Origin of the sequence: Canicola haemoglobinophilus, from assembly GCF_002015075.1 — a bacterium.
Taxonomy (GTDB): domain Bacteria; phylum Pseudomonadota; class Gammaproteobacteria; order Enterobacterales; family Pasteurellaceae; genus Canicola; species Canicola haemoglobinophilus.
On sequence record NZ_MUXZ01000082.1, the window covers coordinates 1 to 549 of the forward strand.

Annotated in this window: 1 protein-coding gene; it reads right to left on the reverse strand. The window is 32.4% G+C overall.

Translation table 11 applies throughout. The features are described from left to right. Window positions 1-46: 46 nt before the first annotated feature. Window positions 47-496, reverse strand: a complete 450-nt coding sequence (locus B0186_RS11460) for a terminase (RefSeq protein ID WP_078219591.1) — start codon at window positions 494-496, stop codon at window positions 47-49. Between the last annotated feature and the right edge of the window lie 53 nt (window positions 497-549).

Below are 549 nucleotides of genomic sequence, written 5' to 3' on the forward strand. Positions count from 1 at the left end.
GCTCGGTTAATTACTCCTAGCCTAGTTGCACCAATTTGAAAGCCGTTTAGGCTTGGTTGTTCTGTAAAATATCTAAACAAGCATTTTGCTTGATAGCTCCCTTTATAAATCGGATATATTGCCGTTTAGTTTTCTTTGACTTAAAAACGCCCTCTAATATCTTGAAATAAAGCTCATCATTGGTAATTTCTTTTTTTATGAATCGTTTTTCTTCTAAGCCTTTTTCAATATTAAATAGGCTTTCTATTCTCATTTCTTGATAAAAAATAAAGCTATCTTTTACAATGAAAGAATGTTCCCCAGCTGTTAAAACACAAGCATCATCATATACACGCCCTTCTTTTATTGAACTACAGTTCACTAGCAACAACATTTCAGGGCGATTTTGTTCATAATCAAAACAAGGATCGGTTAAAATAAAATATAGGTGCTTTAAATCGTCATTTTCGCCTTTAAAAGTAGGTAATAACAACGTCATTTTGCGTGATATTGCCATTTACTTACCTTTAAATAGCCTGTCTATATGCTCTAATTCTTCTAGCTCTTCTA

What these genes read in the sequence shown, in the direction of transcription:
- B0186_RS11460 (WP_078219591.1), bottom strand. Translation starts at nt 496, where the DNA reads ATGGCAATATCACGCAAAATGACGTTGTTATTACCTACTTTTAAAGGC.